This is a genomic window from Heyndrickxia acidiproducens DSM 23148 (assembly GCF_000374345.1).
In the GTDB taxonomy this organism is placed as follows: Bacteria; Bacillota; Bacilli; order Bacillales; family Bacillaceae_C; genus Weizmannia; species Weizmannia acidiproducens.
On sequence record NZ_KB893978.1, the window covers coordinates 89,079 to 111,728 of the forward strand.

Sequence of the window (22,650 nt, forward strand, 5' to 3'; positions counted from 1 at the left end):
GCACCATTGAAGTCAAAGAGCGGACTTCACTGGTGCCGGAGCATTTGCCTGTCGCCGATGAGCAAGCGCCCTCCGCTTTTCTTTGATCCAGCTGCGGCGCCTATCGGCTAGCGGATTTCCAGGCCCCCTCCCTGCGATAAGTCAACATCGGTTCGTACCTCACCGTGTTTCCTTTATCTCAGTCGCGGTCCATGAAATCCGTACGCCGATGAACAGGCGCTTCCGCTTTTCTTTGAGCAGATGTTTGGACGGGGTGGTTTTTATTTTATAGTATAAGGTGGTAGAGAGGGAATGGTTTGTTCCTTTGGTACCCTTATGTTTATATCCCCACTACAGATGGATGCAGTGGGGTTTTTTAAAAGCTTGCGGGGTATGGAAACGCGGCTTTGTGGAAGGATGAGTTTAGGACGGGATTTAAATGGATAAAGGATTCCAGCCTTTTTGGATAAGGAGTGTAAATCAATGAGCGAAATACAAAATTATGACGTCATCATTATCGGTGCCGGGCCTGCCGGTATGACAGCCGCTGTTTATGCATCGCGTTCAAATTTAAAAACATTAATGATCGAACGCGGTATTCCGGGCGGGCAAATGGCCAATACAGAAGAAGTTGAAAACTATCCGGGATATGAGTCCATTCTTGGCCCGGAATTATCAAACAAAATGTTTGAACATGCGAAGAAGTTCGGTGCTGAATACGCATACGGGGATATCAAAGAAATCACGGTAGACGGCGATTATAAAATCGTCAAAGCCGGCACAAAAGAATACAAGGCTTTGGCCGTGATTCTCGCAACAGGCGCAGAATATAAAAAATTAGGCGTTAAGGGAGAAGACGAACTGGGGGGCCGCGGTGTATCATATTGTGCAGTCTGTGACGGTGCCTTCTTTAAAGGAAAAGACCTTGTCGTTGTTGGCGGCGGTGACTCCGCTGTTGAAGAGGGTGTCTATTTAACGCGCTTTGCCAATAAGGTCACCATCGTCCATCGCCGCGACAAATTGCGTGCGCAGAAAATTCTTCAGGACCGGGCTTTTAACAATGAGAAAGTAGACTTCATTTGGAACCACACTGTAAAAGAAATTCATGAAGAAAATGGCAAAGTCGGTTCAGTAACGCTGGTATCGACGGTCGACGGATCAGAAATGCCGTTTAAAACGGATGGCGTATTTATTTACATCGGGTTAGTGCCATTAACAAAACCATTTCAAAACCTGGGTATTACCAATGAGAACGGATATATTGTGACAAATGATGAAATGGAAACGAGTATTCCCGGCATTTTTGCCGCAGGTGATGTCAGGGAAAAAACGCTCCGCCAAATTGTAACGGCAACCGGAGATGGCAGTATTGCAGCCCAAAATGCCCAGCATTACATTGAAGAACTGAAAGAAACACTGAAGTCTTAAAAAGTCAAGCGGTTTTAACGGTTTTGTAACCCTCATGAAATAAATTTCCGTTATGATAAAAATAGTATTAACCCCCTTTTTTATATAGCCCTTTGTCTGCACAGGCGTAATGCCTGTGCTTTTTTTGGGGGTAAAAGCCATGCTTTTAGATGTGTTCTGCCGCTGTTTTCACTTTATCCCAACATAACGGGCAGTAAGACTCCACCTCAAGATTCAAGGTACGAAGAAGACAGGTGGGAGATCAAACTGCCCGTAAAGTTCCGATTGGTTCAACTAACCATCAGTGGGGGATGAAGGAAAACCCCCACTGATGGAAGTTTCACTTTATTTTCCAATGCAGGGCCAGCGCATTCATTGTTTGCTTGATTTATTATATAGTATAATAAAAAGAAAACATGATGAAGAAACGGCTTTTAATCATTACAGGCGCTTATCGCAGGGACGGCTTTCATTGGCTGGTCCCGGTTTAGGCAGTTGTCCGGATGTGGCAAGTAAATTTCAGTACATAAGCCGTCATTTTCAGCATCAATGTTGTTTGAACATGAGGTGTTTTCCTTTGCAAAGAGTAACAAACTGTGTGTTTATAAAAAATGATCAAGTATTGTTATTGCAAAAGCCAAGGCGCAACTGGTGGGTGGCGCCGGGCGGGAAAATGGAACCCGGCGAATCCGTCCGTGAAGCAATGATCCGGGAATACCGTGAAGAAACCGGTATTTATTTGAAACATCCCGAATTAAAAGGGGTGTTTACCATCGTGATTAAAGATGGGGAAAAAAGGGTGTCGGAATGGATGATGTTTACTTTTGTTGCAACAGAAGGGGACGGCGTAAATGTAGACCAATCAGATGAAGGGATTCTGCAGTGGCATCCTGTTGAAGATATTAAGAACCTGCCAATGGCTGCCGGGGATGCCCATATCTTTGAGTACATGGTTCACGGCAGCGGCATGATATACGGGCAGTTTACCTATACACCTGATTTTGAATTATTATCATACAGGCTCGATCCAAGCTGACGGCCGGAACAAGGCAGAAATGGATTTCTTAAGTCAGGGGGAAAATGAAATGGACACAGAAGAAAACAACGTACAATTTGTAATTATTACAGGAATGAGCGGGGCTGGGAAAACCGTTGCCGTTCAAAGCTTTGAGGATTTGGGCTTTTTCTGTGTTGATAATTTACCACCTACGCTATTGCCAAAATTTCTTGAACTTATGAAAGATGCCAGTAATAAAATGAATAAAGTCGCACTTGTCATGGATTTACGCGGCCGCGAATTCTTTGATTATTTATTTAAAGCCCTGGATGAACTGGATAAGTCTTCCTGGCTGACACCGACGATTCTGTTTTTAGATGCAGATGATTCTATTTTGGTACGCAGATACAAAGAAACACGCAGATCCCATCCGCTCGCCCCATCCGGTTTGCCGCTTGAAGGGATCCGCCATGAAAGGAAAATATTGGAAGAATTAAAAGGGCGTGCCCAGATCATTTACAATACTTCAAATTTAAAGCCGCGGGAATTGCGCGAAAAGATTGTCGCGGAATTTACGGCAAATAAACAGGCCTTCTTTACAGTAAACATGGTTTCGTTTGGTTTTAAAAATGGCATTCCGATCGACTGTGACCTCGTATTTGATGTCCGGTTCCTTCCGAATCCCTTTTATATTGAACATATGCGTCCGAAAACAGGCCTTGACAAGGACGTTTATGACTACGTTCTAAAATGGAATGAAACAAAGAAGTTTATAGAAAAACTGACTGATCTGCTTGCCTTCATGCTTCCCCATTATAAACGGGAAGGAAAGAGCCAGCTTGTCATCGGAATCGGGTGCACAGGCGGGCAGCACCGTTCTGTGGCATTGGCAGAATATATCGGCCACTATTTTGAAAAGGACTATAACACGAAGATTTCACATCGTGATATTAAAGGCAGAGAGGAAAACGCATAATGAATTTGGATAAACAGCCAAAAATTGCAATTATTGGCGGCGGAACAGGGCTCCCTGTCCTGTTAAGAGGGATAAAAAAGTACCCCGTAGACATCAGCGCCATTGTAACGGTCGCAGACGACGGCGGAAGTTCCGGCAGAATCCGCCACGAAATGGATATTCCTGCTCCCGGTGATGTCCGTAATGTGCTTGCGGCCTTATCGGATGTTGAACCGTTATTTGAAAAAATGTTCCAGCATCGTTTCGAAACCGGCAATGAACTGTCCGGGCATGCACTTGGCAATTTGATCATCGCGGCCCTGACCTCCATAACCGGGGATTTTGTGCATGCGATCCAAGAGATCAGCAAAGTTCTCAACGTACGCGGCAAAGTACTGCCGGCAGCCAATCAAAGCGTTGTACTGCATGCTGAATTGGAAGACGGCACGTTCGTATCCGGGGAATCGAAAATCCCGTGTTCCGGGAAAAAAATCAAGCGTGTCTTTCTCACGCCTGAAGTCATTTCGCCGCTTCCTGAAACTTTAAAAGCCATTCAAGAAGCAGATTTAATCGTAATCGGGCCGGGCAGCCTCTATACAAGTATCCTGCCGAATTTAATGGTGCCGGGCTTAGGGGAGGCGGTTTGCCGGGCAAAAGCGAAAAAGGTATATGTCTGTAATCTGATGACGCAGGCTGGTGAAACGCTGAACTATACGGCTGGTGATCATGTGAAGGCGATTCATGATCATTTAGGATGTGCTTGTATTGATACAATATTAGTGAATAATGAAGAAGTGCCGGCGCATATTCAGGGAAAATACCGCGAAGAATTAGCAAAACCGGTTGTTTATGATATGGACCGGTTAATCGGGCTCGGCCTTGAAGTGATTTCGGATCATATTTTAACATTAAAAAACGGTGTCATCCGCCATGATACAAACAAAGTTGCAGAAATCCTTTATCATATATTAAAAGACCAACAAAGGCTTCCAAGGTTTAGCGCCAAATAGCAGGCAGCTGCACCTGTACAAGGCTTGGCCGCTTTTGCTTTTAAAAGTGGATGAATCCTGTAAGATCATCATCCCTTTCCCGCCTTAAATACATGTGCGGATATTATTTTATTCTACCTGAGGGGGCTTTAGGGATGTCATTTGCATCAGATATAAAAAAGGAATTAACCAATTTAGCTGTGAAAGATTGCTGTATAAAATCCGAATTATCCGCGCTGATCCGCATGAACGGTTCCTTATCTTTTTCCAACCGGGTACTGGTTGTCAATGTCCAGACGGAAAATGCCGCGATTGCGAGAAGAATCTATATCCTTATAAAAAAATTATATGGAGTCCCTGTTGAATTATTGGTCAGAAAAAAAATGCGCCTCAAAAAAAATAATGTCTATATCGTGCGCATGAAAGCCCGTGCGAAGGAGATTTTGGAGGATCTTCACATTCTCGGCGAAAATTTCACTTTTATCCGGCATATTGCACCTGAACTGATTAAAAAGAAATGTTGTAAACGGTCTTATTTGCGGGGGGCTTTTCTGGCAGGAGGATCCGTAAACAATCCGGAAACTTCCTCCTACCACCTGGAGATTTTCTCGCTTTATAAGGAACATAATGACTCCCTTTGCCGCTTGATGAATGCTTTTCATTTAAACAGTAAAACACTTGAGAGAAAGAAAGGGTTTATTACGTATTTAAAAGAAGCGGAAAAAATTACAGAGTTCCTGAACATTACCGGGGCGCACAATGCGCTTCTCCGTTTTGAAGATGTCAGGATTGTCAGGGACATGCGAAACTCAGTCAACCGGCTGGTGAATTGTGAAACAGCAAACTTGAATAAAACGATCGGGGCTGCCCTCCGCCAAGTTGAAAATATCCGTTACATTGAAGAAACGGTCGGACTGCAGATATTGCCGGATAAGTTAAGGGAAATTGCAGAACTGCGCGTTACCCACCAGGATGTCACTTTAAAGGAATTAGGTGAAATGGTGTCCGGCGGGCAGATCAGCAAATCCGGCATCAACCACCGCCTTCGCAAAATTGACGAAATTGCCGAGAAGCTGCGCCTCGGGTCCGGTATGACAAAGCACAACACAAAATAATCAAGAGAAAACAGGCGGGCTGGAAGCGGCGGGCTTCCTGCTGCCCCGCTTTAAAGTTATAAAAAAGGGGAGAGAGGAAACATTGATTGAAAAGCAAATAGAAGTGAAATTAAAAACCGGCTTGCAAGCACGTCCAGCATCCCGTTTTGTCCAGGAAGCGACCCGGTTCGCATCCGAAATCTATCTTGAAAAGGATGGGAAACGCGTCAATGCGAAAAGCATCATGGGATTAATGAGCCTGGCAGCCGGCTGTGGGGAAAAAGTGGTTTTGAGTGTGGATGGCAGCGATGAAGAAGAAGCATTTGAGCAGCTATCAAAATATATTGAAAATCAATGACAACAAAAACCGGGGAGTAAAATTTAAGCGCATTCACTTGAATTTTACTCCCCGGTTTTTTGAAAGGCTGGTAAAAAGAGGCACCCGCCAGGTCTGCAATGAACGATTGGAAAGCTATGTATGCAGATCTAACGGATGCGAAAATGATGGTTTGAATTATTTTTTCAATTCGTTCCGTTCCATAATATGGTCAATCAAACCGTATTCTTTTGCTTTTTGGGCGCTCATGAAATTATCGCGGTCCGTATCTCTTTCAATGATTTCAATCGGCTGTCCGGTATGGTGGGACAGGATTCTATTTAATTTTTCACGCGTATAGAGGATATGCTTGGCTGCAATTTCAATTTCTGTTGCCTGCCCCTGTGCGCCGCCTAAAGGCTGGTGAATCATAACTTCGCTGTTTGGAAGCGCATAGCGTTTTCCTTTTGCGCCGGCTGTTAAAAGAACGGATCCCATTGAAGCCGCCATGCCGATGCAAATCGTTTGGACATCCGGTTTAATAAACTGCATGGTGTCATAAATGGCCATTCCGGCTGTAACACTGCCGCCCGGGCTGTTAATGTATAGGAAAATATCTTTTTCCGGGTTTTCTGCTTCCAGGAATAACAACTGTGAAACAATGGAGTTTGAGACATTGTCATCAATTGCGCTGCCAAGCATGACAATCCGGTCTTTCAGCAGTCGGGAATAAATGTCATATGCCCGTTCCCCGCGGTTTGTCTGTTCAATAACTGTAGGAATTAAATTCATCATTTTTCCTCCTTTTTCTTTTTGGGATTGGATCAAACATCTGTTATGTTATTCATGTTGATTCAATAAGGGAAAATTCCATCCTTATGTACTGATCATACAATAATGGTCAATAAAGGTCAAACAAATCGCCTGATCCTCGATCACAATACCATAATATCCAAATTTCGTTAAAATAAACAGAATAAAGCATTGCAATTTTTGTTTGCGTCCAGTATAATCTATTATTGTTGGATAACATATTGCCCTCGTGGTGCAAAGGATAGCACGTGAGATTCCGGTTCTTAAGATGTGGGTTCGATTCCTGCCGAGGGCGCTAAAATTGAGAAAAGCCATTACGTTTCGTAAAACGCAATGGCTTTTTTGATAAAAAAGTATATTTGAACAGCAGTCCAGGTGATTGTAAATGGACGGATCGAAATAGTGTTCATAAGGCCGATGAAAGCCAATTCGGCGAAAATCTTGGCTCGGAATGTTGTTCATAAGCCTCATGAAAGCCAATTCAGTGAAATTTCCGGATCGAAATGGTGTTCATAAGGCCGATGAAAGCCAGTTCGGTGAAAATTTTGGCTAGAAATGTTGTTCATAAGCTTCATGAAAGCCAGTTCGGTGAAATTTTTGGCTAGAAATGTTGTTCATAAGGCCGATGAAAGCCAATTCAGTGAAATTTCCGGATCGAAATAGTGTTCATAAGGCCGATGAAAGCTAATCCAGTGAAATTTTTGACTCGAAATGTTGTTCATAAGGCTGATGAAAGCTAATCCGGCGAAATTTTTGAGTCAAAATGGTGTTCATCTTCGTATGAAAGTCATTTTGCCGCGATTTTCTTGTTAAGGCGTAGTTCATAAGCTTCATGAAAGCCACTCCGGCGAAATTTTTGAGTCAAAATGGTTTTCATCTGTCGTATGAAAGCCATTTTGCCACGAATTTCTTGTCGGGTTGTCGTTCATAAGCTTCATGAAAGCCACTCCAGTAAAATTTACAGATCCAGAATGGCGTTCATTGCGCTGGTGCAATCCGCTTTCCCCATTTCAACCCACTATCTGCATGGCCCCCGCAATCAAGCGCTCTCCGGTTTCATGGGACTTCCTGCCAATGCATATACTAATCTATAAAAATGATGTAAAATAAAAAATTAAAGGGGGGGAATGAATTGGATTTACACGTAGGTTTATGGCAGAAGCAATCGATGAAGCTGGCGATGACCCAGGAATTAAAGCAGGCAATTGAGCTGCTGCAATTTTCATCCCAGGAGCTCGCTTCTTTTCTTGAAGACAAGGCAGCGGAAAATCCCCTTATTGAGCTGTCGAATAGCCATATCAAGTTGGTGGATTCCCGTTTCTCCGGTGTGAACCGGTCAAAAGGGCAGAAAAAAAGCCAGGAGAAGGATTGGATTGAACAGATACCCGAGCAAACCGAGGTACTGCCCGAGCACTTATTAAGTCAATTGGATATGAAAACGTTAACAAAAAATGTTGTAAAGGCTTTTCATTTCTATGCAAATCATCTGGATGCCAATGGCTACTTGTCCATTGATACCGGGGAGGCAGCGAAAATCGCCGGCGTTTCGCTTGAAGATGCCAGGGAAGCCCTTGCACAACTGCAAGCTTTGGAACCCGCCGGCATCGGTGCCCGTTCACTTCAAGAATGCCTGCTGATCCAAATTAAAAGAGACAAAAGCGCGCCGGAACTGGCAGCCCGATTACTTGAATCCCATTTTCTTGAATTTGCCGAAAAAAAATGGCGGGGGCTGGCAAAAACGCTGGACGTCACGATGCAGGATATCCAGCAAGTTTCCGATTATGTACAAACCCTGAATCCAAGGCCGGGATCGGCTTTCCACCATGAACGGCCGCAATACATTGTGCCGGATCTTTTGGTAAAAAATGAACAACAAGGACTCACTTTGTACCTCGTTGATGGTTATGTGCCGAAAGTGCGTCTGAATAAAGACTACTCAAACAGGCTGGCCCCGGTAAAAGATGCGCAGGTTAACCAATTTTTAAAAGAAAAAACACAGGAGTACCGCTGGATCCAAAAAAGTATTGAAAGCAGAAAAGAAACATTATTAAAAGTCGGCCATGTACTGCTCGAAAAACAACGGGATTTCTTTTTGCACGGAAAAGGCCATCTCAAACCTTTAACGATGAAGGAAGTATCTGAAGAGATCGGAATGCATGAATCCACGGTCAGCCGGGCTGTCCGGGAGAAATTTATTCAAACCCCGCAAGGCACATTTCCTTTAAAACAATTCTTCTCCAGTGCCGTGCCGCTGCGGAACGGATCAGGAGAAGAAGCAGCCTCCAGCGTGCAAATTAAAAATACGATCACAAGATTGATCGAAGGGGAAGATAAGAAAAAACCACTCTCAGATCAAATTCTGGCAACATTATTAAATCAGGAGGGGTACGAAATCTCCCGCCGTACCGTTGCCAAATACCGCGAACAGTTAAAGATTCCTTCATCTTCAAAGCGAAAAAGATACGAGTAACGAGCAAAAGGAGTGTGCCGCTTGGAATTAACCATCTTTACAAGAAGCCAGTGCCCATTGTGTGAACAGGCCAAGCAGCAGCTGCATATCTTACAAAAGGAAATTTCTTTTCGGCTGATTGAAAAAGATATCAGCAGCAGCGAGGACCTGACCGAACAATACGGGTTGATGATCCCTGTCGTCGAATTTGAAGGGGAAATCGTGGCATATGGAAAAGTTCACCTTTTCGACATAAAACAGCGTTTGCAACGAAAAATCAGTACAATATAGTTGAAATGCAAAATTTATCCTGCTAGAATTAAAACCGTGGCAAGGGTAAATTTTTTTTGAAGCAAGTGGGACATAAAATGTCTGTATGGGACTCAACACGACCTACATAATTTTTTAAGGAGCTAATCATCTATGCGATCGTTGATAGAGGTTCAGAAAAAATTATTACCCGATGTTTTAACGATCATGCAAAAGCGTTACCAAATTTTACGTTCGATATCGCTGATTGAGCCGGTTGGAAGAAGAACACTTGCCCAGATGCTTGGCTTGTCCGAACGGGTGCTCCGCGGTGAAGTCGACTTTTTAAAAAGCCAAAAACTGCTTGACATTAAACCTTCTGGAATGTCCATTACAAAAGCAGGCAGGAAATTATTACAGGATTTGGAAAGCATGATGAGGGAAATATCGGGTATTAATGAAATGGAAGACAGGCTGAAAAAAGCTTTGGACCTTGAAGACGTTGTGGTAGTTCCGGGAAACAGTGATGAAGAGCCCTGGGTGAAAAGCGAACTTGGAAGAGCGTGCGCGATAAGAATGAAAGCTGCATTAATGGGGAACAATATAATCGCTGTTACAGGAGGAACGACCATGGCGGCAGTCGCAGATGTGTTAACTTCTGATTTTTCGGCGCAGCAGCCGGTGTTGTTCGTCCCTGCAAGAGGTGGCATTGGTGAAGACGTAGAGAACCAGGCCAACACCATTTGTGCGAAGATGGCGGAACGGACAGGCGGGAAACACCGCGTATTGTATGTACCGGATCAAGTGAGCCCGGAAGTTTACAAATCTGTCGTAACCGAACCATCGATTAGAGAAGTTCTTGCCCTGATCAAGCAGGCAAATATTGTGCTGCATGGAATTGGCGATGCGATTGCGATGGCAAAACGCCGTAATACCATAGAAAAAGATATGGAAAAGATTATCCGCGGCCATGCGGTGGGTGAAGCGTTTGGATATTATTTTAATGAACAGGGTGAAGTGGTTCACAAAGTCCGGACGATCGGCCTGCAGTTGGAAGACTTGCCGCATATTCAGCATGTGTTTGCAGTTGCGGGCGGCGCTTCAAAAGCAAAAGCGATTAAAGCCTATATGCATTCCAAGCCTGATTCAACTGTTTTGATTACAGATGAGGGCGCAGCCAAAAAGATATTGTCCTGATCATAACGCGTGTTTTTAAAAGGGAACCCCCTTTTGAAATATAAAATCTTTTTGAATTCAAGGAGGAAACACAAATGACAGTTAAAGTTGGTATTAACGGATTTGGACGTATCGGACGTAACGTATTTCGCGCCGCAATGAAGAATCCAAATATAGAAATCGTTGCAATCAATGACTTAACAGATGCAAATATGCTTGCACACTTATTGAAATATGATTCCGTTCACGGCAATCTTGAAGAAGAAGTAACAGTAGACGGCGATTCCATCGTTGTTGGCGGGAAAAAAGTAAAAGTACTTGCTGAACGCGAACCTGCAAACCTCGGCTGGGGCAAACTTGGCGTAGAAGTTGTGGTTGAATCAACAGGCCGTTTTACAGCTCGTGAAGGCGCTGCTAAACACTTGGAAGCAGGCGCTAAAAAAGTGGTTATCTCTGCTCCTGCTAAAAACGAAGACATCACAATCGTTATGGGCGTTAACGAAGAAAAATACGATCCTGCAAAACACGATGTGATTTCTAACGCATCTTGCACAACAAACTGCCTGGCACCATTTGCAAAAGTGCTTCAAGAAAAATTCGGCATCAAACGCGGTATGATGACAACTGTTCACTCTTACACAAATGACCAACAAATTCTTGACCTGCCGCACAAAGACTACCGCCGTGCACGTGCCGCAGCTCAAAACATCATCCCAACAACTACAGGTGCTGCAAAAGCTGTTGCATTGGTATTGCCTGAATTAAAAGGCAAATTAAACGGTATGGCAATGCGTGTACCTACTCCAAACGTTTCTGTTGTTGACTTAGTTGCTGAACTGGACAAAGACGTAACTGCTGAAGAAGTTAACGCAGCATTGAAAGCAGCAGCTGAAGGCGAATTGAAAGGCATTCTGGCTTACACAGAAGAACCGCTTGTATCAAGAGACTTCAACCATACGACTGTTTCTTCCACAGTTGATGCACTTTCGACAATGGTAATCGAAGGCAACATGGTGAAAGTTATTTCCTGGTATGACAATGAATTCGGTTATTCAAACCGTGTCGTTGACTTAGTGGACTACATCGCTTCTAAAGGTCTTTAATTTTTAAAGACAAAGGGAAGTCAACTGAATATAAGAGTACAAGGGGGGCGGGGAAGAATCCCCTCTCCCTTTTTCATGCTTTCCCACTCAAAAGGAGGTTCGTTTGCCATGAATAAAAAATCAATCAAAGACGTTGAATTACAAGGAAAACGCGTATTTTGCCGTGTGGATTTTAATGTACCGCTGAAAGACGGCAATGTAACGGATGATACAAGAATCCGCGCAGCCCTTCCAACGATTCAATACCTGGCAGAAAATGGCGCAAAGGTAATCCTGGCCAGCCATTTAGGCCGCCCGAAAGGTAAAGTCGTGGAAGAATTAAGATTGACTCCGGTTGCGAAACGTTTAAGCGAACTGCTGAAAAAAGACGTAAAAAAAGCAAATGAAGCATATGGTGATTCTGTCAAAACAGAAATTAGCAAGTTGAATAACGGCGACGTGCTTTTGCTTGAAAACGTCCGCTTCTACCCGGGTGAAGAAAAAAATGATCCGGAGCTGGCAAAAGAATTTGCCGCACTCGCAGACCTTTATGTGAACGACGCATTTGGCGCTGCCCACCGTGCCCATGCTTCAACAGAAGGCGTTGCCCACCACCTGCCTGCAGTGTCCGGCTTCTTAATGCAAAAAGAATTGGATGTGCTCGGCAAAGCTTTGTCGAAACCTGAACGTCCTTTCACTGCCATTATTGGCGGCGCGAAAGTAAAAGATAAAATCGGTGTCATCGACAATCTTTTGGATATCGTTGACAACTTGATCATCGGCGGCGGGCTTGCTTATACATTTGTAAAAGCACAAGGCCATGAAATCGGGAAATCGCTGCTTGAAGAAGATAAAATTGATTTGGCGAAATCCTTTATGGCAAAAGCAAAAGAAAAAGGCGTAAACTTCTATATGCCTGTTGACGCCATTGTTGCAGACGAATTCTCTGAAACAGCCAACAAAAAAGAAGTGGCAATCGAAGAAATTCCGGCTGACTGGCAAGCTCTTGACATCGGCCCGAAATCTGTGGAACTTTATGCAAAAGTTATCAAAGAATCCAAATTAGTGATCTGGAACGGGCCTATGGGCGTATTCGAAATGGATGCCTATGCACAAGGGACAAAAGGCGTTGCCGAAGCTTTAGCAGAAGCAACAGGCACTTACAGCATCATTGGCGGCGGCGACTCAGCTGCAGCAGTTGAAAAATTCCATCTTGCTGAAAAAATGGATCATATTTCAACAGGCGGCGGCGCATCGCTTGAATTTATGGAAGGGAAAGTTCTTCCTGGTGTCGCAGCTTTAAACGATAAATAAGTTTTTGTGATTTTAGAAAGAAAGGGAGTGTCCTTATGCGTAAACCAATTATCGCGGGAAACTGGAAAATGAATAAGACATTGCCGGAAGCACTCGCTTTTGCTGAAGCAGTCAAAAATTCAGTACCGGACAAGTCCGTTGTCGACAGTGTCATTTGTGCACCTGCGCTGTTCCTGGAACGTTTAGTGGAAGCAACAAAAGATTCCAAAGTGAAAATTGGCGCCCAAAATATGCATTTTGAAGAAAGCGGTGCTTTTACAGGTGAAATCAGCCCTGTTGCACTTGCTGATTTAAAAGTGGATTATGTCATTCTGGGACACTCTGAACGCCGTGAAATGTTTAATGAAACAGATGAAGCAGTGAACAAAAAAGTGAAAGCTGCATTTGCTCATCATTTAACACCAATCGTGTGCGTTGGAGAAACCCTGGAACAACGTGAAAATAATGAAACGACTTCATTTGTCGGTTCACAGGTGAAAGCAGCTTTCGCCGGCCTTTCCGATGAACAGGCGAAACAAACAGTCGTAGCCTATGAACCAATTTGGGCGATCGGAACAGGCAAATCTTCCACATCAGCTGATGCGAATGAAGTTTGTGCCCATATCCGCAGCGTCATTGCGGAACAATTCAGCCAGGATGTTGCCGATCGCGTCCGCATTCAATACGGCGGCAGCGTAAAACCAGGCAACATTAAAGAATATATGCAACAATCTGATATCGATGGTGCATTAGTGGGCGGCGCAAGCCTTGACCCGCAATCTTATTTGCAATTATTGGAGGCGGTAAGCCATGAGTAAAGCACCTGTAGCTCTTATCATCTTAGACGGCTTTGGCTGCCGGAAAGAAACAAAAGGAAATGCAGTAGCCCAAGCAAATAAACCAAATTTTGACCGTTTTTGGAACGAATTCCCGCATAACCAACTCCGTGCAAGCGGTGAAGCTGTTGGTCTTCCGGAAGGCCAAATGGGAAACTCGGAAGTCGGCCATACCAATATCGGTGCAGGCCGCATCGTTTACCAAAGCTTAACCCGTGTGGATTTGTCAATCAAAGAAGGCAAATTTGAAAAGAACGAAACTTTCTTAGGCGCGGTTGAAAATGCGAAGAAATACGGGACGAGCCTGCATTTATTCGGGCTTTTGTCCGATGGCGGCGTACACAGCCACATCCGCCATTTGTTCGCACTCTTAAAGTTTGCAGCTGACCAGGGTTTGAAAAAAGTATATGTCCATGCATTCCTTGATGGCCGTGATGTGGGCCCGAAAACAGCTGAAAAATACATTAAAGCAACCGAAGAAAAATTCAAGGAATACGGTGTTGGCGAATTTGCAACGATTACCGGCCGTTATTATTCAATGGACCGCGACAAACGCTGGGATCGTGTAGAAAAAGCATACCGTGCCATGGCATATGGCGAAGGACCTGCTTATCCAAACGCAATGGCGGTTGTTGAAGACTCTTATAAAAACGGCATCTTTGATGAGTTCGTTATTCCTTCTGTGATTACAAAAGCAGACGGAACACCTGTTGCAACCATTAAAGATCACGATTCTGTTATTTTCTACAACTTCCGTCCTGACCGTGCGATCCAGATCTCGAATGCATTTACAAATGAAGATTACCGTTCATTCGATCGTGGTGCCAACCACCCGAAAGATTTGTATTTCGTATGTATGACCCATTTCTCGGAAACGGTCAAAGGCTATGTGGCATTTAAACCAATTGGCCTCGACAATACAATCGGAGAAGTTCTGGCCCAGCATGGTTTAAAACAGCTCCGCATTGCAGAAACTGAAAAATATCCGCACGTTACATTCTTTATGAGTGGCGGCCGGGAAGAAGAATTCCCAGGTGAAACGAGAATTCTGATTCACTCCCCGAAAGTAGCTACCTATGACTTGAAGCCGGAAATGAGCGCTTATGAAGTAACGGATGCGTTATTGGAACAAGTTCAAAATGACAAGCAGGATGCGATCATTTTAAACTTTGCAAATCCTGATATGGTCGGCCACTCCGGCATGCTGGAACCAACCATTAAAGCGATTGAAGCTGTTGACGAATGCCTTGGCAAAGTTGTTGATCTGATCTTGGAAAAAGGCGGCACAGCAATTATTACAGCGGACCACGGCAATTCTGATGAAGTGGTAACGCTGGAAGGAAAACCGATGACCGCACATACGACAAATCCGGTTCCTGTCATCATTACGAAAAAAGGAATCGAAGTACGCGACGGCGGTATTTTGGCTGACCTGGCACCAACCATGCTTGACCTGCTGAATGTACCACAGCCGAAAGAAATGACCGGCAAGAGCTTGATTAAAAAATAAGGCATTTAGCTTACACTAACGCATTAAAGGAGAGAATTGAATATGTCTACCATTACTGATATTTATGCACGCGAAGTACTTGATTCCCGCGGCAATCCTACTGTTGAAGTTGAAGTTTTAACTGAATCCGGCGCATTCGGCCGCGCTTTAGTACCAAGCGGTGCATCTACCGGCGAATATGAAGCAGTTGAACTCCGTGACAATGACAAATCCCGTTACATGGGAAAAGGCGTACAAACTGCTGTAAGTAACGTAAATGATAAGATCGCTGAAGCCATCATCGGTTTCGATGTTACAGATCAAGTTGGCATTGATAAAGCAATGATCGAACTTGACGGCACACCAAATAAAGGCAAATTGGGCGCAAATGCAATCCTTGGCGTATCCCTTGCCGTTGCACGCGCTGCTGCAGACTTTCTTGGCGTTGAACTTTACCAATACCTTGGCGGATTCAATGCAAAACAATTGCCTGTCCCAATGATGAACATCCTTAACGGCGGTGCACACGCTGATAACAACGTTGACATCCAGGAATTCATGATTATGCCGGCTGGTGCTCCTAATTTCAAAGAAGCACTCCGCATGGGCGCTGAAATTTTCCACAACTTAAAATCTGTACTGAAAGAAAAAGGCTACAACACAGCTGTTGGTGATGAAGGCGGCTTTGCTCCTAACCTGAAATCAAATGAAGAAGCACTTTCCACCATCGTTGAAGCCATCGAAAAAGCCGGTTACAAACCAGGCGAAGAAGTTCTGCTTGCAATGGACGTAGCTTCTTCTGAAGTATACAGTGACGAAGACCATAAATATCATTTGGCAGGCGAAGGCAAAGCCCTTACTTCTGAAGAAATGATAAACTGGTTTGAAGAATTAATTTCTAAATACCCTATCATTTCAATCGAAGACGGTTTAGATGAAAACGACTGGGAAGGCCACAAAATGCTAACTGAACGCCTCGGCAAAAAAGTTCAGCTCGTTGGTGACGACTTGTTTGTGACAAACACTGAAAAACTTTCCCGCGGTATTGCAGAAGGGGTCAGCAATGCCATCCTGATCAAAGTAAACCAAATTGGTACTTTGACTGAAACTTTCAATGCCATTGAAATGGCTAAACGCGCAGGTTACACTGCTATCGTTTCCCACCGTTCAGGTGAAACGGAAGACAGCACAATTGCTGACATCGCAGTGGCTACAAATGCCGGCCAAATCAAAACAGGTGCCCCTTCCCGTACGGACCGTGTTTCAAAATACAATCAATTGCTCCGTATCGAAGACCGCTTAGGCGAAACGGCCCAATTCCTTGGAAAAGATACTTTCTATAACTTAAAAAAATAATATCATAATGATTTAAAAAGCTGCCCGGTTCAAACCGGGCAGCTTTTTAAATCGGGTATTGCTTTTAAAACAAAACATTCATGTACTGTGAGATAGAATGGTCTAATTAAAGCAGCCAAAAAGATGGCATTAGCCGGATCAGGATATTTCAAACCCCCACGTCAATTCTCCGTTGCAAAGTTGAATATGCCAGACGTGCGCCAAATATATTCCTTTGTTTGATCTGGCTCATCCTTTATGGTAGACTGAAAGCAGGTACTGTTCGTTGCAGGAGGTGTGTGTACATGCATACATTGTTGATTACGCTATTGATTATTGATGCGATTCTTTTAATTGCTGTTATTTTGCTGCAGCCCGGAAAAAGTGCGGGGCTTTCAGGCGCCATCTCGGGCGGCGCTGAAACGCTTTTCGGCAAGCAGAAAGTGCGCGGGGTGGATTTGATTTTACACCGCACAACCATCGTATTGGCTGTTATTTTCTTTTTGCTGACAATCGGACTTGCATATTTGGGTATATAAAACAACCTTTGTCTGGCCTGAAAATGACGGCCAGTTTTTTTTTACTGGTCGTACATATTTCTGGAATTTTTTTCTTCTCTCTGTTACAAATAAAATGAAACGATCATCAGTGGTGATTTTCTGCTGATTAGAAGATGAACAAAGGCTAAGAGGCGGGGGTCTTACTGCCGGTTCTGCCGGGATAAAGTTGAGCGAAATCACGTATATGTAAATTGAGAAAAAAAGGGGTTTTAAAACAACATGATGAGAATTGTCACGCCAAAGCCCTTTTTATTTGAAGGCGGCAAAAGGGCGGTGCTTTTGCTTCACGGTTTTACAGGCAACTCGGCGGATGTCCGTATGCTTGGCAGATATCTTGAAAGAAGGGGATACACCTGCCATGCCCCCCAATATAAAGGGCATGGGGTGCCGCCGGAAAATCTGTTGCATACCGGACCGCAAGACTGGTGGCAGGATGTTTTGCGCGGCTATCATTTGTTAAAACAAAAAGGGTATAAGGAAATTGCCGTCGCCGGTTTATCTTTAGGTGGGGTATTTTCGTTAAAATTGGGTTACACTGTACCTGTAAAGGGAATTATCCCCATGTGTGCACCCATGTACATAAAGAGCGAAGAAATCATGTATGACGGTGTTGTAAAATATGCCCGCCAATACAAACAATTCGAAGGCAAAAGCGAAGACCAGATTGAAAAAGAGATCGAAGCATTTAAAAAAACGCCGATGAACACGCTGAAATCTTTGCAAAACCTGATTCAGGATGTGCGGCGCCACGTGGACCTCATCTATGCGCCGGCTTTTATTGTACAGGCCCGCCATGACGAAATGATCAATCCGGAAAGCGCACGGATTATTTATTCTAAGGTAGAATCAACACAAAAACAATTAAAATGGTATGAAAACTCCGGCCATGTGATCACATTGGGACAGGAAAAGGAACAGCTTCACGAGGATGTCTTTCAATTTCTTGAAACACTTGACTGGTCGGTGTAAATACTCCCTTAAAAGGAGGGAAAAGAATGGATCAATTCCAACAAAATGTGGAGAAAATATTATCCTATATGAAAGAAGAAACGTATAAGCCGCTGACTGTCCAGGAACTGGAAAAAGCTTTTGGCATTCAGGATTCATCTGCGTTTAAAGAGTTTGTCAAAGTGCTTGTCTATATGGAAGAAAAAGGGCTGGTGGTTAGGACAAGAAGCAACCGCTACGGTTTGCCGGAAAAAATGAATTTAATCCGCGGCAAGCTGATCGGGCACCCGAAAGGCTTCGCATTTGTGGCGCCCGATGAACCGGGGATGGACGACATTTTTATTCCGCCTCATGAAACGAATCATGCTTTAAACGGGGACACTGTCATCGTCCGCGTATCAAGCAGAAGTTCCGGACAGCGCCAGGAAGGTACGGTGGTACGGATTTTGGAACGCGGCCAGACAGAGCTTGTCGGCACCTATGTGGAAAGCAAGCATTTCGGCTTCGTTGTACCCGATGATAAGCGTTTTGGCAGTGATATTTTTATTCCAAAAACGGCAAACGGCGGCGCTGTTGAAGGACATAAAGTGATTGTACACATTACTTCTTATCCGGAGGGCACGAAAAACGCGGAAGGCGAAGTCATTCAAATTCTCGGCCATAAAAATGATCCGGGTGTCGATATTTTATCAATTATCCACCAATACGGGCTGCCGCAAGCTTTTCCGGATGAAGTGCTGGAACAGGCGAATGCGGTGCCGGATGAAATCGATGAAAAAGAAATTGGAAACCGCCGCGATTTAAGGGACCAGGTGATTGTCACGATTGACGGTGCGGATGCAAAGGATTTGGACGATGCCGTGACGATTACAAAACTTGCTAACGGCCATTACAAACTGGGTGTCCATATTGCTGATGTCAGCCATTATGTGACAGAAGGATCGCCAATTGACCGTGAAGCTTTTGAACGCGGGACAAGCGTTTATTTGGTTGACCGTGTCATTCCAATGATCCCGCACAGGCTCTCAAACGGCATTTGTTCTTTAAATCCGCGTGTGAACCGGTTTACGCTTTCCTGCGAGATGGAAATTGATGAAAACGGGACTGTTGTCGGCCATGAGATTTTTGAAAGTATCATTAAAACGACGGAACGGATGACATATGCTGATGTCAACAAAATCCTTGTCGGCCATGATGAAGAAACCCGCAAGCATTACGAAGCACTTGTGCCGATGTTTGAAACGATGGCGGAACTCGCGGATATTTTACGAAAGAAAAGGATGCAGCGGGGCGCGATTGATTTTGATTTTAAAGAAGCACAAGTGCTGGTTGATGAAAACGGCAAGCCGCGTGACGTGGTGCTGCGCGAACGGTCCGTTGCGGAAAAACTGATTGAGGAATTCATGCTGGCTGCAAACGAAACCGTTGCGGAGCATTTTTACTGGCTGGATGTGCCGTTTATTTACCGGATTCATGATGAGCCGAAAGCAGATAAACTGCAGCGCTTCTTTGAATTTATTACAAATTTCGGTTTGATTGTCCGCGGCACTGCGAACGCTGTCCATCCGCGCGCCTTGCAGGAAATTATCGAGACTGTCGCAGGCCGCCCGGAAGAAATGGTTGTGTCTACAGTGATGCTGCGGTCGATGCAGCAGGCAAAGTATGACACGGAATGCATCGGGCACTTTGGGCTGTCGACGAAATTTTATACGCATTTCACATCGCCAATCCGCCGCTATCCGGATTTAATCGTCCACCGTTTGATCCGCACGTATTTAATTGAAGGAAAATTGGGCGAGACGACAAAAGAAAAGTGGAACGAGCGGTTGCCGGAAGTTGCCGACCATTCGTCTAAAATGGAGCGCCGGGCTGTGGATGCGGAACGGGATACGGATGAATTGAAGAAAGCTGAATTTATGGAAGATAAAATTGGCGAAGAATTTGACGGCATTATTAGTTCCGTGACGAATTTCGGGATGTTTGTTGAACTGCCGAATACGATTGAAGGCCTTGTCCATGTCAGCTACATGACTGATGATTATTACCATTACAATGACCGCCAATTTGCGATGATCGGGGAAAGGACGGGGAACGTATTCCGGATTGGGGATGAAATCAGGATCCGGGTGCTCAACGTCAATAAAGAGGAACGCAATATAGACTTTGAAATTGTCGGGATGAAAAACAATAAGCCGAAAAAACAGGCGGGAGAACGGCCAAAGAAAATTGTTAAAGTCCGTTCCGGAAAATCATCCCATCATAAACCAGGCCAAAAGGACCAGGATGAGTGGTCCACGAGGCCGCCGAAAAAGAAAAAGAAAAGAGCAAAAAGAAGGTAACCGGGTTTTTCCCGGCTAACCTTTACGGAGGGGAAACGAAATGCCTAAAGGTGAAGGGAAAGTGCTGGCACAAAATAAAAAAGCCCGCCACGATTATTTTATTGAAGAAACATATGAAGCGGGGATTGTCCTGCAGGGCACCGAAATCAAATCGATCCGCGCCAGCCGTGTGAATTTAAAGGATTCGTTTGCACGGATTGAAAAAGGGGAAGTGTATTTGTACAATATGCACATCAGCCCTTATGAGCAGGGCAACCGCTATAACCATGACCCGCTGCGGATTAGAAAAATTTTACTGCACCGCAAGCAAATCAACAAATTGATCGGCGAGACGAAAGAGCAGGGTTATTCTTTAGTTCCATTAAAAATTTATTTAAAAAACGGTTATGCAAAGGTTTTGCTCGGCCTCGCCCGCGGGAAAAAGAATTATGATAAGCGTGAAGCCCTGAAAAGGAAAGAAGCCAACCGCGAAATAGAACGGGCCTTTAAAGCCAGGCAGCGGTAACGGCAGCAGGCAAAAACTAACAATTGCAAGATCCGCGATTCATGTTATAATAATGTATGTAAGCCAGTTAGAGAATGAAAGCAGTAAAGCTTCATGTTCCTTGATCCAATACTTCCCTTTTTTATATCGGGGACGTTATGGATTCGACAGGGGTAGTTTGAGCTTAAGCTGCGGGCCGAGGGGCCGTCCTCGTTAAAACGCAACGCCTAAATATAACTGGCAAATCTAACCAAAACCTCGCTTTAGCTGCCTAATAAGTAGCTAGCGGATCCTCCCTCCATCGCCCATGTGGTAGGGTAAGGGTCTCAACTTTAGTGGGATACGCCGGCAGTCCTCTGCCTGGGGACGAAGGAAGAGACCAATCAGGCTAGCGCGCCGGACGCCCGCCGATAGGCATAAGGCAGCGCGAAACGCGAATATACCGGCTACGCTCGTAGACGCTTAAGTGGCGATATCTCTGGACGTGGGTTCGACTCCCACCGTCTCCATAAAACGAAAAGAATTGATTTCAAACATCACCGAAACCCTTGTATATCAAGGGTTTCTTTGCTTTTTACTATTTCATTTACATCCAATATATCAGAATTCTAACTGCCACAGGTCTTCCTAAATAATTGAGAAGTTTAATTGTAGCCGCTATGATTCAAAGGTTGTTTTTTCTGGGAATATGCCACCTTCTCTTACAAGGCAAACTGCCAATCTTTGAGCAGCTCGATCAAAATAAAACTTAGCTTGCTAAATGAATCGGATACAAACCAAAATTTGATACGTTTCCTTCAGCAAACCCTATTTAAAGTTTTTGGCTGAAAATGTGGAAAGGTATTCATTGACATTGAATTCCCGTTTTTGTACTATTACGTTAGGGTATTCATATTATAAAGTAGCATAACTCACCGCAAGTATTATAGTACGAATCGCTGACCATACTATGACCAATTAACCTTTTTGAAAGGTGGTGATAAGTATGGCGAAAAAGGGGAGGAAGTATCAAATGTCAGTTACTCTGACAGAAGTAACAAAAGCCCATGCGGAAGCCAATAAAAAAATTGCTGTCGGAATTGATATGAGTAAGGTTATGAGAAACCTCAATCAGCATAGCTTGCGAACAAATGATGAAGGTCAAATCGTCCTGGATCGGAACAATCCTCGTGATATGGAGTGGATTGAAGAATGATGCAGCCAGGGGATATATACAAACTTGATTTTGCGTATCAATCCCCAGGAGTGGGGAGCAGGTTTCGCCCCGCTCTTTGCATGTATGCAGATTCACAGACCAACGTTGCTTTACTATGTAAGGTCACTACTTCTGAACCGAACCCCAGATTTCCTTACCGTGAAGAGATCGTCCATTGGCCAGCTGCTAACTTGGACCAACAATCCTGGGTACAGTACGACTGGTACAATGCAGTAGATTCAAATACAGTAAAACACAAGTATGTTGGCACAATGGACACAAATGATTTTCAAAGAATCTTTGACAAATTCAAGACATTCCATAACCTTTAATAATTTTAGTTTAGCAGATATACATAAAAAAGATCCTCCCGTACCGGGAGGATCTTTTATGGTGCGCCGCGCATGACGATTCGCTAGGCGGCGAAAGTCCGCTATGGGGGTAGATAGCGACCAACCATTAGCCAAGAGCAAGGGTGTCCATTGTGAAGTGGAATCTGAAGGAAGCTGGAGGCAAAATTCTGACCCGAGGAACACGAATACCATCAGGCGTACTCTTACAGGGTAAGACTGCCAAACAAGTCAAAGCCCAAAAGCTATCCGGATGTGGAGGCGTAAATGATACGGGTGCATGGAATGAAAGGGAATCGTCTTACCGCGGGAGGT

At 44.3% G+C, this 22,650-nt stretch carries 22 protein-coding genes, 1 tRNA gene and 1 other RNA gene; 23 read left to right on the forward strand and 1 reads right to left on the reverse strand.

The features are described from left to right. Positions 1-441 precede the first annotated feature (441 nt). The 6 genes from trxB to C232_RS0102335 all read left to right on the forward strand — a co-directional run bounded on the left by trxB (position 442) and on the right by C232_RS0102335 (position 5,779). Positions 442-1,407: a thioredoxin-disulfide reductase gene (gene trxB, locus C232_RS0102310; RefSeq protein ID WP_268869204.1), complete on the forward strand. Its 966-nt coding sequence runs from the start codon at positions 442-444 to the stop codon at positions 1,405-1,407. A 556-nt stretch (positions 1,408-1,963) separates the two neighbouring features. Beyond that, a complete protein-coding gene (locus tag C232_RS0102315) occupies positions 1,964-2,422 on the forward strand; it encodes an NUDIX hydrolase (protein ID WP_026314444.1) in 459 nt (152 codons plus the stop codon). A 49-nt stretch (positions 2,423-2,471) separates the two neighbouring features. Next, on the forward strand, positions 2,472-3,359 hold the full coding sequence (gene rapZ / locus C232_RS0102320) for an RNase adapter RapZ (protein ID WP_018660857.1): 888 nt from the start codon (positions 2,472-2,474) through the stop codon (positions 3,357-3,359). Then, positions 3,359-4,348 carry a gluconeogenesis factor YvcK family protein gene (locus tag C232_RS0102325; RefSeq protein ID WP_018660860.1) on the forward strand — a complete coding sequence of 330 codons (990 nt, stop codon included), beginning with the start codon at positions 3,359-3,361 and terminating at the stop codon, positions 4,346-4,348. The genes rapZ and C232_RS0102325 overlap by 1 nt, the downstream gene beginning before the upstream one ends. Before the next feature lie 134 nt (positions 4,349-4,482). After that, positions 4,483-5,442, forward strand: a complete 960-nt coding sequence (gene whiA / locus C232_RS0102330) for a DNA-binding protein WhiA (protein ID WP_018660862.1) — start codon at positions 4,483-4,485, stop codon at positions 5,440-5,442. Positions 5,443-5,524: 82 nt separating this feature from the next. Then, the gene (locus C232_RS0102335; protein WP_018660864.1) at positions 5,525-5,779 is read left to right on the forward strand and encodes an HPr family phosphocarrier protein; all 255 of its coding nucleotides are present in this window, start codon (positions 5,525-5,527) and stop codon (positions 5,777-5,779) included. Positions 5,780-5,935: 156 nt separating this feature from the next. Here C232_RS0102335 and clpP read toward each other — a convergent pair whose 3' ends face one another. Then, positions 5,936-6,562, reverse strand: coding sequence for an ATP-dependent Clp endopeptidase proteolytic subunit ClpP (clpP, locus tag C232_RS0102340; RefSeq protein ID WP_268869205.1), 627 nt, complete (start codon positions 6,560-6,562; stop codon positions 5,936-5,938). A 211-nt stretch (positions 6,563-6,773) separates the two neighbouring features. Here clpP and C232_RS0102345 point away from each other — a divergent pair. The 17 genes from C232_RS0102345 to C232_RS20095 all read left to right on the forward strand — a co-directional run. Continuing rightward, positions 6,774-6,845, forward strand: a tRNA-Arg gene (locus C232_RS0102345). Positions 6,846-7,682: 837 nt separating this feature from the next. Next, positions 7,683-9,020 carry an RNA polymerase factor sigma-54 gene (gene rpoN, locus C232_RS0102360; protein ID WP_018660870.1) on the forward strand — a complete coding sequence of 446 codons (1,338 nt, stop codon included), beginning with the start codon at positions 7,683-7,685 and terminating at the stop codon, positions 9,018-9,020. A 21-nt stretch (positions 9,021-9,041) separates the two neighbouring features. After that, entirely contained in the window at positions 9,042-9,290 is a 249-nt protein-coding gene (locus C232_RS0102365) for a glutaredoxin family protein (protein ID WP_018660873.1), read from the forward strand. 132 nt (positions 9,291-9,422) lie between these two features. Continuing rightward, positions 9,423-10,445 carry a sugar-binding transcriptional regulator gene (locus tag C232_RS0102370; RefSeq protein WP_018660875.1) on the forward strand — a complete coding sequence of 341 codons (1,023 nt, stop codon included), beginning with the start codon at positions 9,423-9,425 and terminating at the stop codon, positions 10,443-10,445. Positions 10,446-10,519: 74 nt separating this feature from the next. After that, positions 10,520-11,527 (forward strand): type I glyceraldehyde-3-phosphate dehydrogenase, encoded by a 1,008-nt coding sequence (gap, locus tag C232_RS0102375; protein WP_018660877.1) that lies wholly within the window; start codon positions 10,520-10,522, stop codon positions 11,525-11,527. Positions 11,528-11,635: 108 nt separating this feature from the next. Then, positions 11,636-12,820: a phosphoglycerate kinase gene (locus C232_RS0102380; RefSeq protein WP_018660879.1), complete on the forward strand. Its 1,185-nt coding sequence runs from the start codon at positions 11,636-11,638 to the stop codon at positions 12,818-12,820. 35 nt (positions 12,821-12,855) lie between these two features. Next, on the forward strand, positions 12,856-13,617 hold the full coding sequence (gene tpiA, locus C232_RS0102385) for a triose-phosphate isomerase (RefSeq protein ID WP_018660881.1): 762 nt from the start codon (positions 12,856-12,858) through the stop codon (positions 13,615-13,617). Then, positions 13,610-15,145: a 2,3-bisphosphoglycerate-independent phosphoglycerate mutase gene (gene gpmI / locus C232_RS0102390; protein WP_018660883.1), complete on the forward strand. Its 1,536-nt coding sequence runs from the start codon at positions 13,610-13,612 to the stop codon at positions 15,143-15,145. Before tpiA ends, gpmI begins: the two co-directional genes overlap by 8 nt. Before the next feature lie 42 nt (positions 15,146-15,187). Further along, positions 15,188-16,480 (forward strand): phosphopyruvate hydratase, encoded by a 1,293-nt coding sequence (gene eno, locus C232_RS0102395; RefSeq protein WP_018660885.1) that lies wholly within the window; start codon positions 15,188-15,190, stop codon positions 16,478-16,480. Between the two features lie 284 nt (positions 16,481-16,764). Continuing rightward, positions 16,765-16,998, forward strand: coding sequence for a preprotein translocase subunit SecG (secG, locus tag C232_RS0102400; RefSeq protein ID WP_018660887.1), 234 nt, complete (start codon positions 16,765-16,767; stop codon positions 16,996-16,998). Positions 16,999-17,238: 240 nt separating this feature from the next. Further along, positions 17,239-17,988 (forward strand): alpha/beta hydrolase, encoded by a 750-nt coding sequence (locus C232_RS0102405; RefSeq protein ID WP_018660889.1) that lies wholly within the window; start codon positions 17,239-17,241, stop codon positions 17,986-17,988. A gap of 26 nt (positions 17,989-18,014) precedes the next feature. Continuing rightward, positions 18,015-20,306 carry a ribonuclease R gene (gene rnr, locus C232_RS0102410; RefSeq protein WP_018660891.1) on the forward strand — a complete coding sequence of 764 codons (2,292 nt, stop codon included), beginning with the start codon at positions 18,015-18,017 and terminating at the stop codon, positions 20,304-20,306. A gap of 40 nt (positions 20,307-20,346) precedes the next feature. Next, positions 20,347-20,811 (forward strand): SsrA-binding protein SmpB, encoded by a 465-nt coding sequence (gene smpB, locus C232_RS0102415; RefSeq protein WP_018660893.1) that lies wholly within the window; start codon positions 20,347-20,349, stop codon positions 20,809-20,811. A gap of 128 nt (positions 20,812-20,939) precedes the next feature. Next, positions 20,940-21,302, forward strand: a transfer-messenger RNA (tmRNA) gene (ssrA, locus tag C232_RS19190). A 500-nt stretch (positions 21,303-21,802) separates the two neighbouring features. Beyond that, positions 21,803-21,985, forward strand: a complete 183-nt coding sequence (locus C232_RS0102420; RefSeq protein WP_155891529.1) for a hypothetical protein — start codon at positions 21,803-21,805, stop codon at positions 21,983-21,985. Further along, positions 21,985-22,317, forward strand: coding sequence for a type II toxin-antitoxin system PemK/MazF family toxin (locus C232_RS20500; RefSeq protein ID WP_422723650.1), 333 nt, complete (start codon positions 21,985-21,987; stop codon positions 22,315-22,317). Before C232_RS0102420 ends, C232_RS20500 begins: the two co-directional genes overlap by 1 nt. 152 nt (positions 22,318-22,469) lie before the next feature. Beyond that, positions 22,470-22,650: hypothetical protein (locus C232_RS20095; RefSeq protein ID WP_026314445.1), on the forward strand; the 181-nt coding region annotated here is incomplete at its 3' end.

What these genes read in the sequence shown, in the direction of transcription:
- rapZ (WP_018660857.1), top strand. Translation starts at nt 2,472, where the DNA reads ATGGACACAGAAGAAAACAACGTACAATTTGTAATTATTACAGGAATG.
- C232_RS0102325 (WP_018660860.1), top strand. Translation starts at nt 3,359, where the DNA reads ATGAATTTGGATAAACAGCCAAAAATTGCAATTATTGGCGGCGGAACA.
- whiA (WP_018660862.1), top strand. Translation starts at nt 4,483, where the DNA reads ATGTCATTTGCATCAGATATAAAAAAGGAATTAACCAATTTAGCTGTG.
- C232_RS0102370 (WP_018660875.1), top strand. Translation starts at nt 9,423, where the DNA reads ATGCGATCGTTGATAGAGGTTCAGAAAAAATTATTACCCGATGTTTTA.
- gap (WP_018660877.1), top strand. Translation starts at nt 10,520, where the DNA reads ATGACAGTTAAAGTTGGTATTAACGGATTTGGACGTATCGGACGTAAC.
- C232_RS0102380 (WP_018660879.1), top strand. Translation starts at nt 11,636, where the DNA reads ATGAATAAAAAATCAATCAAAGACGTTGAATTACAAGGAAAACGCGTA.
- tpiA (WP_018660881.1), top strand. Translation starts at nt 12,856, where the DNA reads ATGCGTAAACCAATTATCGCGGGAAACTGGAAAATGAATAAGACATTG.
- gpmI (WP_018660883.1), top strand. Translation starts at nt 13,610, where the DNA reads ATGAGTAAAGCACCTGTAGCTCTTATCATCTTAGACGGCTTTGGCTGC.
- eno (WP_018660885.1), top strand. Translation starts at nt 15,188, where the DNA reads ATGTCTACCATTACTGATATTTATGCACGCGAAGTACTTGATTCCCGC.
- secG (WP_018660887.1), top strand. Translation starts at nt 16,765, where the DNA reads ATGCATACATTGTTGATTACGCTATTGATTATTGATGCGATTCTTTTA.
- C232_RS0102405 (WP_018660889.1), top strand. Translation starts at nt 17,239, where the DNA reads ATGATGAGAATTGTCACGCCAAAGCCCTTTTTATTTGAAGGCGGCAAA.
- rnr (WP_018660891.1), top strand. Translation starts at nt 18,015, where the DNA reads ATGGATCAATTCCAACAAAATGTGGAGAAAATATTATCCTATATGAAA.
- smpB (WP_018660893.1), top strand. Translation starts at nt 20,347, where the DNA reads ATGCCTAAAGGTGAAGGGAAAGTGCTGGCACAAAATAAAAAAGCCCGC.
- C232_RS0102420 (WP_155891529.1), top strand. Translation starts at nt 21,803, where the DNA reads ATGTCAGTTACTCTGACAGAAGTAACAAAAGCCCATGCGGAAGCCAAT.
- C232_RS20500 (WP_422723650.1), top strand. Translation starts at nt 21,985, where the DNA reads ATGCAGCCAGGGGATATATACAAACTTGATTTTGCGTATCAATCCCCA.